Below are 12,584 nucleotides of genomic sequence, written 5' to 3' on the forward strand. Positions count from 1 at the left end.
CCACCTGAACTTCTTCGCAGGCCTGGCCCCCGCAGGGCGCCGCTGCGCGTGGATGGACGAGATGAACCTTTTTACTGATTTCGACAGCAGAATCAAAACCGTGCTCGAAGGTCTCGAGATCGTGCGCGAAAAGCGATCCGAGCTCGATTTCGGTCGAATCAGCGTCGAGCCGCCGCGCGACCAGAGCCATGGCGATGTCGCGACCAATGCGGCGATGGTTCTTGCCAAGCCGCTCGGCCTCAATCCGCGGGCGCTGGCCGACCTCATCGTCGCCGAGCTGAAGAACGATCCCGAGGTCGCCGATGTCAGCGTGGCGGGCCCGGGCTTCATCAACGTCCGCCTTTCCGTTCCCTACTGGCAGAAGCTGCTTGCCGCTGTGATCGCGGCCGGCACGGATTACGGCCGCGGTTCGCTCGGCGCCGGCCGCAAGGTCAATGTCGAATATGTCTCGGCCAATCCCACGGGGCCGATGCATGTCGGCCATTGCCGTGGCGCGGTGGTGGGCGATGCGCTTGCCAACCTGCTCGGCTTTGCCGGCTATGACGTCACCAAGGAATATTACATCAACGACGCCGGTTCGCAGATCGACGTGCTGGCGCGCTCGGCCTTCCTGCGGTACCGCGAGGCGCTGGGCGAGGCGATCGGCGAAATTCCGTCGGGCCTCTATCCGGGCGATTATCTGGTTCCCGTCGGTGAGGCGCTAGCTGCCGAGCACGGTACGTCGCTGCGCGCCATGCCCGAGCATCAGTGGATGCCGATCGTCAAGGAAAAGACCATCGCGATGATGATGGCGATGATCCGTGAGGACCTCGCAGCCCTCAACGTGCATCACGATGTCTTCTTCTCGGAGCGTTCGCTGCATGCCGGAAACGGCGCGCCGATCCGCACCGCCATCAACGACCTGACCTTCAAGGGCCATGTCTACAAGGGCGTGCTGCCGCCGCCGAAGGGACAGCTTCCGGAAGACTGGGAAGACCGCGAGCAGACGCTCTTCCGCTCGACGGAAGTGGGTGACGATATCGACCGCCCGCTGATCAAGTCGGATGGTTCCTATACTTACTTCGCCGCCGACGTTGCCTACTTCAAGGACAAGTTCGACCGCGGCTTCGAAGAGATGATCTACGTGCTCGGCGCCGACCATGGCGGTTACGTCAAGCGTCTGGAGGCCGTCGCTCGCGCCGTCTCCGAAGGTAAGGCCAAGCTGACCGTGCTGCTGTGCCAGCTCGTCAAGCTCTACCGTAACGGCGAGCCCGTGAAGATGTCGAAGCGTTCGGGCGATTTCGTCACGCTGCGTGACGTGGTCGAGGAAGTCGGCCGCGATTCGGTGCGCTTCATGATGCTCTACCGCAAGAACAGCGAGCCGCTCGACTTCGACTTCGCCAAGGTGACGGAGCAGTCCAAGGACAATCCGGTCTTCTATGTGCAGTATGCCCATGCTCGTTGCATGTCGGTGTTCCGGCAGGCCGCCGAAGCCTTCCCGGGCCTCGATATAGCCTCGCTCGATCTGGCCGGCGCGATCGCCGGAAACATCTCGGATTCCAGTGAGTTGCAGCTTCTCGCCAAGCTGGCGGAATATCCCCGCGTGGTCGAAGGCGCAGCACTCGCGCAGGAGCCTCATCGCATCGCGTTTTATCTCTATGATCTTGCCAGCGCGTTCCATGCGCACTGGAACAAAGGTAAGGAACAGCCGGAATTACGGTTTGTTAACGATAAAAATAGAGAATTGAGTATCGCCAGACTTGGGCTGGTGCACGCTGTCGCGTCTGTTCTTAAGTCGGGCCTGTCCATTACAGGCACCGCAGCACCGGATGAAATGCGATAACGTCACCATTTGCCCACAATAAGCTGGCAAACGCGTCTTTGTAGCTTGTGAGTGGGAAGCAGTATGGCAGACAAGAACTTCGCGCGAAGCGGAACCGCTGACACGGATCTCTTGGCAGAAGATGATCCGTTGAGCGAGCTTGCCCGCCTCGTCAACTTCGAGCCGCATCCTGTGCAGGGTGTCAGCAAAACCTTCCCCGACGCCGCCCAGGCGGCGCCGCGGCATGAAAATCCCGTCCTCGCCCTTGAGGACGAGCTTCTGCGCGCCTTCGAGCAATATGACGCGCCGACGCCCGTCGCCGATCCCGTTCCCGCCGCCCAGCCGCTGGCGCGCCATGTCGAGCCCGTGTTCGAAGAGCCGGCCCCCGCCATGGAAGACCGCGCCTCGTTCATCGACGAGGTGCCGAGCCGGGACTTCGCCGTCAGCGAGCCCTATCATCGCGAACCGGCCTTCGACAGACCCGTCGAGCCGTCCTTCGCGGAAGAGCCCTATGCCGTCGAGCAGCCCGCCGAGCCGGAACCGCAGTTCGCCGAAGATCCGGCACTGTCTCTCGCCGATGAGCTGGAGACCTATGTCCACGAGGTTCCGACCGTCGAGGCCGAGGCGACGACCCATACCGCCCACGCCTTCGCCGACCGCTTCGAGCCGCGCTTCGAAGAGCCGGCCCGCCAGGAGCCTGCCTATCATGAGCCGGCCTACCACGAGCCGGCCGCCGAACCGCAGTTTTCCGAATTCTCTCCCGTCGAGGGTCGCCAGCCGGAATTCCTCGGCCTGCAGCCGCTGACGGCGGAGGAGGGCTCTGCCGGGCTCGATCTGGAGCGTGAGCTGGAACTGTCGATCGGCGACGGCTTTGCCGATGATCTCCCGAACGAGCCGGAGACCGCTTTCGTCGAGCCCCCGCCGGTCGCCGCGGAGGCGATCGCCGCCCATGTCGAGCCCGGCTTCGACAGCCGGATGCCGGTCGATCCCGTGGTCGAGCAGGCCGAGCCGTTCCATGCCGAGCCGGCGGCCTATGCCGGCGAGGAGCCGCATTTCGTCGCCGAAATGCCGTTCGAGACGCGTGAGGACCGCGCCCGCGCGGCGGCTGCGGCCGAGGCGCAATGGCAGGTCGATGACGTCGAGCCGGTTTTCCAGGCGCCCGCCTATCAGGTGGAATCCGTGGCGACATCCGGCAATTACGATGGTGACGCGCTGCTCGCCGAAATCGAGCGTTTCCCCATGCCGGAAGCCCGCTCGCCGCTGTCCGCGGAAACGGCCGCGGCCGGCGCCGCCGTTATCGCCGCTGCCGCCGCGCGCAGCAACTCGCCGGCGAATATTTCGGCCATTTTCGGCCGCGCCACGCCGACCGTGCATCGCGATCCCGTCGCCGAGACGGTGGCGACACCCTTCGTCGAGCCTGTGAAGGCCCCGGTCCAGGCTGTCGAGACGCCCGTCTTCGAGGCACGCCGTGAGCCGGCCGCCGTCCCGACGCCGGTTGCCTCCGAGCCCGAACTCGATTTCGAGAACATGGAATTCGACCTCTCGGATATCGATCTCGATATCTCCGATTTTTCGCTGGACGAGGAGCCGGTGAAGCCGGTGGCCAAGCCCGCCGAAGTGAAGGTAGAGGTTGCAAGGCCGGCACCGGTCGAGACGCCCGTCCGGCGCGAGCCCGTCGTCGCGGTGCCCGTCTCCACCTTCACCAAGCCGCAGCCGGTGACCGCCGAGCTGAGCGACGGCACGCTGCCCTTCGATCCGTCGATGATCGCCGAGACCGACGAGGGCGTTTCCCCCGTCACCGAGCTCGACGTGCCGCAGCTTCCCGTCGTGGAGAAGGAAAAGCCGCCGGTCTTCCAGCCGGACTACGATTTCGACATCGACGCGGAAATGGCGCAGCTCTTCAACGAGCCGGCCAAGACCCATGCTGAAGAGAACAAGGCGAGCGTCGCCGCCGCGACGGCCCAGCCGGCGACGCAGATCAACGACGTCGACGATTTCGAGCGCGCGCTGGAGGAAGACTTCCGCCGCTCGCTCAACCAGCCGGAGCGCATGGCGATCCCGGTCGATCCCGGCCAGGCGACGGCGCTCTATTCCGGCGACGGCTATGACGAGGAGACCGCCCGTCCGCGCCGCGGCATGCTGATCGCCGCCTCCATCGCCGGCCTTCTTCTGGTCGGCGGCGGCGCCGTCTACGCCTGGTCGGCCCTCACGGGCGGATCGGTCGGCGGCTCGGGCGAGCCGCGCGTCATCCTTGCCGACAAAGACCCGATCAAGGTCGTGCCCGAGGAAAGGGGCGGCAAGACCGTTCCCAACCAGGACAAGGCCGTCTACGACCGCGTTGCCGGCGATACGACGAGCCGGCCGCAGCAGGAACAGCTCGTCACCTCGACGGAAGAGCCGGTCGACGTCGTCCAGCGCACGCTGACGCCGGAAGCCCTGCCGATGGACGGCCCGGAGGACGGCACCGACACGGCGGCGGCCGATGATGAGAACCGCCTGCTGCCGGGCGTCGACGAGCCGGAAACGGCGAACGCCGAGACCGGCAACAAGCCGCTCGTCTCGCCGCGCAAGGTCAAGACCATGATCGTCAAGCCGGACGGCACGCTTGTCGCTCGCGAGGATACGGTCGCCGACACGGACCTCGACGCCAAGGCGACGGCCACCACCGGCAGCGCCTCGGGCGAGGCCGCCGCATCGGCCAATGCGACGCTCGACGGAAACGCCTCGCTGCGCGCCGAGCAGGCCGCATCCGACTCCAAGCCACGCTCGGCGCTTGCCGAAGTCGCCAATGCACAGGTCGACGACACGGCGCCGGTGCGCACGGTCAAGACGACCACGGTCGGCGCGACGGACACGAACGCGACGGCCGGCAACACGCCGCTCCCCGAAACGCGCCCGGTCGACCAGCCGGTCAATGTCGTCGGCACCGTCACCGAGAACGGCAACGTCTCCGGTACGCAGACCGCTTCGGCGACGCAGACCCAGCAGGCGGCCGTCGAACAGACCCAGGTCGCACCCGGCAGCTACGTCATCCAGATCGCTTCGCTTCCCTCCGAGGCCGAGGCACAGAAGACCTACAAGTCGCTGTCCTCGAAATTCGGCAGCGTTATCGGCGGCCGTGGCATGGACATCAAGAAGGCGGAGATCCCCAACAAGGGTACCTTCTACCGCCTCCGCATTCCGGCCGGCTCGCGCGAAGACGCGAACGCCCTCTGCAGCCGCTACAAGAGCGCGGGCGGCAGCTGCCTCGTCACCCGCTGAGGCGAGCTGATATCCTGAAGGGGCGCGGACATGGTTCGCGCCCCTTCGATTCCCGCGGGCGGTCGACGCCTGTCTCCTCCTCGAAAATTCCAAGATTGCGGACATGAGCGAATCGAAATCCTTCATTTCGGGCTGCAAGGGCCTGAGCCTCACCGCCGACGAAAAGGCCTTCTTCCGCAACGAGCGCCCCTGGGGCTTCATCCTCTTCGGCCGCAATATCGGCGAGCCGGCGCAGGTGGCGGACCTGACGGCCGAGATGCGCGAGAGCATCGGCGGCGGAGCCGACATCCCGGTGCTCATCGACCAGGAGGGCGGGCGCGTCCAGCGCATCAAGCCGCCGCACGTCCAGCAATATCCGAATGCCGCCGCACTCGGCGCCATCTACCGGGCCGACGAGGCGCGGGGCCTGCGCGCCGCCTGGCTGATGTCGCGTCTGCACGCCTTCGATCTCCTGCGCCTTGGCATCAATGTCGATTGCCTGCCGGTGCTCGACGTCACCGTGCCGGGCGTGCACGACGTCATCGGCAACCGCGCCTACGGGCAGGAGCCGGAGATCGTCTCGGCGATGGGCAAGGCGGCGGCGGAAGGCCTCAAGGCCGGCGGCCTGCTGCCGATCATGAAGCACATGCCGGGCCACGGCCGCACCATGGTCGATTCGCACCACGACCTGCCGGTCGTCCATGCGGGCTGCAAGGAACTGGAGGCCTGCGACTTCGTGCCCTTCCAGCGCATGAAGGACGAGCTGATGGCGATGTCGGCCCATATCGTCTTTACCGCCATCGATGGCGACAATCCGGCGACCACTTCGGCAAAGGTGGTGGAGGAGATCATCCGCGGCCATATCGGCTTCGACGGCCTCCTGATGTCCGACGACGTCTCGATGAACGCCCTTCGCGGCGATATTGCCGAAAGAAGCAGGGGAATCATCGCCGCCGGCCTCGACATGGTGTTGCATTGCCATGGCATCATGGACGAAATGGTTGCGGTGACCGAAAACGTTCCCGCCCTTGCCGGTGACAGCCTGCGGCGGGCGAATGCGGTACGCGCAGGCTTCCCGATGCCCGACGGGGCGGACGAACAGGCGCTGCGCGAGGAATTCAACGCCATGATCGCGGTCGCCTGACGGCCGCGGCAGGCCACGGGAAGCCCACGGGAGGCAGCGTGCAGGCAACGGGGTCGAAGCCGCCGAGAAAAGGTCGCGGTGCGGATGCGCCGATGGACGACCTTTGGCAGGACGACGCCGGGGGGCGGGGGCTTTCGGAGGAAAGCCTCGTCGTCGATCTCGCCGGCTTCGAAGGCCCGCTCGACCTCCTGCTCCATCTCGCCCGCACGCAGAAGGTGGACCTCACCCGCATTTCCGTGCTGGCGCTGGCCGAGCAATATCTCGTCTTCATCGACAAGGCGCGCAGGATCCGCATCGAGCTTGCCGCCGACTATCTCGTCATGGCTGCATGGCTGGCCTATCTGAAGTCCCGCCTGCTCATTCCCAGGCAGGCGAAGGACGAAGGGCCCTCGGGCGAGGAGATGGCGGCAAGCCTTGCCTTCCGCCTCAAGCGCCTCGAAGCCATGCGCGATACCGCGACCCGGCTCATCAACCGCAATCGCCTCGGCCGCAACGTCTTCGCCCGCGGCATGCCGGAGCATATCCCGACCGGCCGGCGCTCGGCCTATGAGGCGACGCTCTACGATCTGCTCAATGCCTATGCGTCGCTGCGCCAGCGCCACGCCATCACTCAGGTCACCATCGAAAAGCGCGCCGTCTGGTCGCTCTCCGATGCGCGCGAGATTCTGTCGGTGCTGATCGGCGGTTTCGATGACGACTGGACGGCGCTCGATCATTTCATGCTGCGCTACCTGACCGATCCGGCCGAGCGCACCACGGCCATCGCCAGCGCCTTTGCCGCGACGCTGGAGCTGGTGAGGGAAGGGCGCCTGGAGCTTCGCCAGGACGGCGTGTTCCAGCCGATCTATCTTCGCCGCGGCCCGAAAGCCGGCGAAGCCGAGGACGATGAAGGAGGCCCCGGGCGTGAGTGAAGAGGAGAACGGCGCATCGCCGGAGGCCGAGGGCGGCACGATCGTCGATCCGCGCCGGCTGCACGAGGCGGCGAGGATCGCCGAGGCGCTGGTCTTCGCGTCCTCGAGCCCCGTGCCGGAGGCCTATATCGCCGACCGGCTGCCGGGCGGCGTGGACGTGCTGCATGTCATGCGCGAATTGAAGACGCTCTATGCCGGGCGCGGCGTCAATCTCGTGGCGGTGGACGATGCCTGGGCCTTCCGCACCGCGCCGGATTTGTCTTTCGTCATCCGCACCGACGAGACGGAGGTGCGCAAATTGTCGCGTGCCGCGCTCGAGGTGCTGTCGATCATCGCCTATCACCAGCCGGTGACGCGCGCCGAGATCGAGGATATTCGCGGCGTGCAGACCTCCAAGGGCACGCTGGACGTGCTGATGGAAGCGGGCTGGGTGCGTTTTCGCGGCCGCCGCCGCTCTCCGGGCCGCCCGGTGACCTTCGGCACGACGCGGGATTTTCTCGATCATTTCGGCCTGGAAGAGCTGCGCGACCTGCCGGGATTGGAGGAATTGAAGGGCGCGGGCCTGCTTTCCGGCCGCATTCCGTCGAATTTCCAGGTGCCGCTGCCACTCGGCGAGGACGAGTTGGCGGAGGACGAGGATCCGATCACCCAGCTCGACCTCGAGGAGCTCGGTCTCCTCGCACCGGGCGGGAAGGAAGAGGAATAGGCGGGGCGAAGGCGAGGACCCGCGTGCAGGAAAGAAATGCCGCCGGATTGCGCCACGTCACGGTTTCGGCTAACCAGCGCGACATACTGGTATTTGAAAAAGACGGCTGAACGTCTTAAATCGGGGTTCAGGTTTCTAAGGGAGTTACGGGAATGGGTTCTTTCAGCATCTGGCATTGGCTGATCGTTCTGGTGGTTGTGCTGCTGCTGTTCGGCCGCGGCAAGATTCCGGAACTCATGGGCGACGTCGCCAAGGGTATCAAGAATTTCAAGCAGGGCATGTCCGACGACGAAAAGGACAGCGCCGACCAGTCGAAGACGGTCGAGCACAAGGCTGACGAAGCCAAGTGACCGGTATTCGGCTGCGGATGACGGTCTGCGGCTTCTAAGGACAATATCCTATGCTTGATGTCGGCTGGACCGAGATACTCGTCATCGCCATCGTTCTGATCATCGTGGTGGGTCCGAAGGACCTGCCGCAGATGCTGCGGACGTTCGGCCGCATGGTGTCCAAGATGCGCGGCATGGCGAGCGATTTCCGCCAGCAGTTCGACGAGGCCTTGCGCGAGGCCGATCTCGACGATGTCAGGAAGACGATCGGCGAGGCGCAGAAGCTGAACCCGCTGAACTCCATCCGCGACGCGGTCAACCCGCTGCGGCAGATGGGCAACGAGATCAAGTCCGATCTCCAGAAGACGGTGAGCTCCTCCTCGACGTCGACACCGGCGTCCAGCCCGGCCGAAAGCATCTCCGATACGCCGGCCGCCGTGCCGTCAGAGGCGGGCAAGCCCGCCTCCGCCGAGCCGGTCGCGGCAGCCCCGCTGAAGACCGGCCCGACCGCCAGGACGGCAAAGAAGAAGCCCGCCGAGGCGGCCGTTAAGACGGCCAAGCCGCGCAAGGCGCCGGCCAAGGCCGAAGGCGAGGCGAAGCCCGCCGCCAAGGCTGACAGCAAGGCCGCGACCGCCAAGGCTCTGGCCACGCGGAAAGCCGCTGCCAAGCCGAAGACGACGAAGACCAAGAAGGGCGACGCATGAGCGGCGACATCGACGACAAGCCCCAGCCGCTCATCGAGCATCTGATCGAGCTTCGCCGCCGCCTGCTCTGGGCGGTCGGCGCGTTCTTCATCGCCTTCCTCGTCTGCTTCTATTTCGCCAAGCAGCTCTTCAACCTGCTCGTCCTGCCCTTCAAATGGGCGGTGGAATGGGCGGGGCTGACTCATCGCAATGTCGAGCTGATCTACACGGCGCCGCAGGAATTCTTCTTCACGCAGATCAAGGTCGCCATGTTCGGCGCGCTGGTCATCGCCTTTCCGGTGATCGCCCAGCAGATCTACAAGTTCGTCGCGCCCGGCCTCTACAAGAACGAGCGGGCGGCCTTCCTGCCGTTCCTGATCGCTTCGCCCATCCTCTTCCTCATCGGCGCGGCGCTCGTCTATTTCTTCTTCACGCCCATGGTCATGTGGTTCTTCCTCGCCATGGAGCAGGGCGGTGGCGAGGGGCAGGTCTCGATCCAGCTCCTTCCGAAGGTTTCCGAATATCTCGGCCTGATCATGTCGCTGATCTTCGCCTTCGGCCTCGTCTTCCAGCTGCCGGTCATCTCGTCGCTTCTGGTGCGCGCGGGCTTCATCGATACGCAGGCGCTGGTCAGCAAGCGCAAATACGCGATCGTCATCGCCTTCATCGTGGCCGCGGTGCTGACGCCGCCCGATCCGGTTTCCCAGATCGGTCTTGCGCTGCCGGCCATCCTTCTCTACGAGATTTCCATCTACACGGCCCGACTCATCGAACGGCAGCGGGCGCGCGCCTCGGAAGCGCAGAATGCGGAAAACGAGGTCGCTGCAACACCGGGCGAGGCCGACTGAGGTCTCGCCTGCGGCGTTGCCGCAGGGTCGCTGCCGGGCGCCGTCGGGTTTCATCCACGGAAAAAGCCTGGAACGACGATGCTTGATATCAAATGGATCCGCGACAATGCCGACGCTCTCGATGCCGCCTTGGCGAAGCGCGGCGCGAGCCCCCTTGCCAGAACGCTGATCGACCTCGACGAGAAGCGCCGCAGCGTCATCCAGACGGCGCAGGACATGCAGTCGCGCCGCAACGCCGCCTCCAAGGAGATCGGCGCGGCGATGGCGAGCAAGAACGCCGAGCTTGCCGAAAAGCTGAAGGCGGAAGTCTCTGCCATCAAGGACCAGCTTCCCGCCGCCGAGGAGGAAGAGCGCCAGGTCACCGCCGAGCTCAACGACGCGCTTGCGCGCATTCCCAACATCCCGCTCGACGACGTGCCGGTCGGCAGCGACGAGAAGGACAATGCCGAGACGCGCCGCTGGGGCGACAAGCCCGGCTGGAGCCACAAGCCCCTCGAACATTACGAGATCGGCGAGGCGCTCGGCTGGATGGATTTCGAGGCGGCCGCCCGCATCGCCGGCTCGCGCTTCACCGTGCTCAAGGGCCAGCTCGCGCGCCTCGAGCGGGCGCTCGGCCAGTTCATGATCGACATGCACACGCAGGAGCACGGCTATACGGAAGTCCATGCGCCGCTCCTCGTGCGCGACGACGCCATGTTCGGCACCGGCCAGCTTCCGAAATTCTCCGAAGACCTCTTCCGCACCACGGACGGCCGCTGGCTGATCCCGACCGCGGAAGTCTCGCTCACCAATCTCGTGCGCGAGGAAATCCTCGATCAGGAGAAGCTGCCGCTGCGCTTCACTGCGCTGACGCCGTGCTTCCGCTCGGAAGCGGGTTCGGCCGGCCGCGACACGCGCGGCATGCTGCGCCAGCACCAGTTCATGAAGTGCGAGATGGTCTCGATCACCGATGCGGACAGCTCGATCGACGAGCTGGAGCGCATGACGGCCTGCGCCGAAGAGGTGCTGAAGCGCCTCGGCCTGCATTACCGCGTCATGACGCTGTGTACCGGCGACATGGGCTTCGGCGCCCGCAAGACCTATGACCTCGAAGTCTGGCTGCCGGGACAGGACACGTTCCGCGAAATCTCGTCCTGCTCGGTCTGCGGCGATTTCCAGGCGCGCCGCATGAATGCCCGCTACCGCGGCAAGGACGAGAAGGCGACGCGCTTCGTCCATACGCTGAACGGTTCGGGCACGGCGGTCGGCCGCGCGCTGATCGCGGTGGTGGAAAATTACCTCAATGCCGACGGCTCGGTGACTGTGCCGGAGGCCCTGCTGCCCTATATGGGCGGTCTCAGGAAGATCGAGAAGGCCGCCTGAGGCGGGAGACGGAATGCGCATCCTTCTGACCAATGACGATGGTATCCATGCCGAGGGCCTTGCGGTCCTCGAGCGCATCGCACGCGAGCTGACGGACGATGTCTGGGTCGTCGCGCCCGAGACCGACCAGAGCGGCCTTGCCCATTCGCTGACGCTCTCCGAGCCGCTGCGCCTGCGCAAGATCGACGACAAGCGCTACGCGTTGCGCGGCACGCCGACGGACTGCGTCATCATGGGCGTGCGCGAAGTGCTCGACGAGAAGCCCGACCTCGTGCTGTCCGGCGTCAATGCCGGCGCCAACATGGCCGACGACGTCACCTATTCCGGCACCATCGCCGGCGCCATCGAGGGCACGTTGCAGGGCATCAAGTCCATGGCGCTGAGCCAGGCCTACAACCATGCCGGCGGCCGCGTCGTGCCGTGGGAAGTGGCGGAAAGCTTCGCGCCCAACCTCATCCGCCAGCTGATGGATGTGGAGCTGCCGGACTGGACCTTCTTCAACCTCAACTTCCCCAACTGCGCCCCCAAGGAGCTGCAGGGCGTCGAGGTGACCAGCCAGGGCAAGCTCGATTTCGGCCTGACGATCGACGAGCGCGCCGACGGCCGGGGCTTTCCCTATTACTGGCTGCGCTTCGGCGAGCGGAAGGGCGATTTCCGTGCCGGCACGGACATTCATGCGCTGAAGAACCACAAGATCTCGGTGACGCCGCTGAAACTCGACCTCACGGACTATACCGTGCTGGATCGCGTGAAGCGCGCGCTCGGCGGAAAGGGCGACGATTGAACACGGGGCGGGTGATCGAGAAGGAGGGTTTTGCCGCGCTGGCCCTGCGTCTGCGCGGTGAGGGCATCAACAATCTCGACCTCCTGACGGCCGTCGAACAGACGCCGCGCACGCTTTTCGTTCCGCCGCAATTCGCGGGCGAGGCCTATTCGAGCCGCCTCCTGCCGCTCGATTGCGGCTCCTTCATCGAAGGCATCGACCTTGCGGTCCGCCTGCTCCATCTCCTGAACCTCAAGGCCGGCCAGCGTGTGCTGGAACTCGGCACCGGCAGCGGCTTCACCGCCGCCGTCATGGGGCGCCTGACGGAACGCGTGCTGACCATCGACCGCTACCGCACGCTCGTCACCAATGCGCAGCAGTCCATCGAAAAGGCCGGCGTGCGCAATGTCATCGTGCGCCAGGCCGACGGCAGCAACGGCATGCCGGGCGAGGGGACCTTCGATCGCATCCTCGTCACCGCCGCCTTTCCCGCCCTGCCGCGCTTCTTCGCCGAACAGCTCGTCTCCGGCGGCATGCTGATCGCGCCCGTCATGGTCAGCGATACCGAGTGCCGCATGCTCAAGCTGGTCAAGACTGGCAGCCGCTTCGACCGAGAAGACCTCTTCGCGGTGCCCTATCTGCCCATCGTCCCGCAGATGGCGCGGGCGCTCTAAGCCCCTTTTTCCAGCCCATTATCCAAGCCCGGCAGGCCTTTGCCCGCTGAGTCCCGCGCCGTTTTTGCCGAAATTCCGGCGGGAGAGCGCCATGGTGCGTCTGCGTTGTCGGGAATCCCGCCG

At 65.5% G+C, this 12,584-nt stretch carries 11 protein-coding genes; all 11 read left to right on the forward strand.

From position 1 onward, the window contains the following. Window positions 1-61 precede the first annotated feature (61 nt). The 11 genes from argS to ShzoTeo12_RS06380 all read left to right on the forward strand — a co-directional run bounded on the left by argS (window position 62) and on the right by ShzoTeo12_RS06380 (window position 12,461). The gene (gene argS, locus ShzoTeo12_RS06330) at window positions 62-1,822 is read left to right on the forward strand and encodes an arginine--tRNA ligase (protein ID WP_119258441.1); all 1,761 of its coding nucleotides are present in this window, start codon (window positions 62-64) and stop codon (window positions 1,820-1,822) included. A gap of 129 nt (window positions 1,823-1,951) precedes the next feature. Continuing rightward, entirely contained in the window at window positions 1,952-5,062 is a 3,111-nt protein-coding gene (locus ShzoTeo12_RS06335; protein WP_318911703.1) for an SPOR domain-containing protein, read from the forward strand. 103 nt (window positions 5,063-5,165) lie between these two features. Next, a complete protein-coding gene (gene nagZ / locus ShzoTeo12_RS06340; protein WP_318911704.1) occupies window positions 5,166-6,185 on the forward strand; it encodes a beta-N-acetylhexosaminidase in 1,020 nt (339 codons plus the stop codon). A 92-nt stretch (window positions 6,186-6,277) separates the two neighbouring features. Continuing rightward, window positions 6,278-7,096, forward strand: coding sequence for a ScpA family protein (locus ShzoTeo12_RS06345; protein ID WP_318911705.1), 819 nt, complete (start codon window positions 6,278-6,280; stop codon window positions 7,094-7,096). Continuing rightward, window positions 7,071-7,802, forward strand: a complete 732-nt coding sequence (scpB, locus tag ShzoTeo12_RS06350; protein ID WP_318911706.1) for an SMC-Scp complex subunit ScpB — start codon at window positions 7,071-7,073, stop codon at window positions 7,800-7,802. The genes ShzoTeo12_RS06345 and scpB overlap by 26 nt, the downstream gene beginning before the upstream one ends. A gap of 152 nt (window positions 7,803-7,954) precedes the next feature. Beyond that, a complete protein-coding gene (locus tag ShzoTeo12_RS06355) occupies window positions 7,955-8,152 on the forward strand; it encodes a twin-arginine translocase TatA/TatE family subunit (protein WP_119258366.1) in 198 nt (65 codons plus the stop codon). A gap of 50 nt (window positions 8,153-8,202) precedes the next feature. Then, entirely contained in the window at window positions 8,203-8,835 is a 633-nt protein-coding gene (gene tatB, locus ShzoTeo12_RS06360) for a Sec-independent protein translocase protein TatB (RefSeq protein ID WP_318911707.1), read from the forward strand. Continuing rightward, a complete protein-coding gene (gene tatC / locus ShzoTeo12_RS06365) occupies window positions 8,832-9,662 on the forward strand; it encodes a twin-arginine translocase subunit TatC (protein WP_119258364.1) in 831 nt (276 codons plus the stop codon). Before tatB ends, tatC begins: the two co-directional genes overlap by 4 nt. A gap of 78 nt (window positions 9,663-9,740) precedes the next feature. Next, window positions 9,741-11,024, forward strand: a complete 1,284-nt coding sequence (gene serS / locus ShzoTeo12_RS06370; RefSeq protein WP_119258363.1) for a serine--tRNA ligase — start codon at window positions 9,741-9,743, stop codon at window positions 11,022-11,024. A 13-nt stretch (window positions 11,025-11,037) separates the two neighbouring features. Beyond that, window positions 11,038-11,808, forward strand: coding sequence for a 5'/3'-nucleotidase SurE (surE, locus tag ShzoTeo12_RS06375; RefSeq protein WP_318911709.1), 771 nt, complete (start codon window positions 11,038-11,040; stop codon window positions 11,806-11,808). Next, a complete protein-coding gene (locus ShzoTeo12_RS06380; protein ID WP_318911710.1) occupies window positions 11,805-12,461 on the forward strand; it encodes a protein-L-isoaspartate(D-aspartate) O-methyltransferase in 657 nt (218 codons plus the stop codon). Before surE ends, ShzoTeo12_RS06380 begins: the two co-directional genes overlap by 4 nt. Window positions 12,462-12,584: the final 123 nt, after the last annotated feature.

Source organism: Shinella zoogloeoides, from assembly GCF_033705735.1.
GTDB classification, from domain to species: Bacteria; Pseudomonadota; Alphaproteobacteria; order Rhizobiales; family Rhizobiaceae; genus Shinella; species Shinella zoogloeoides_A.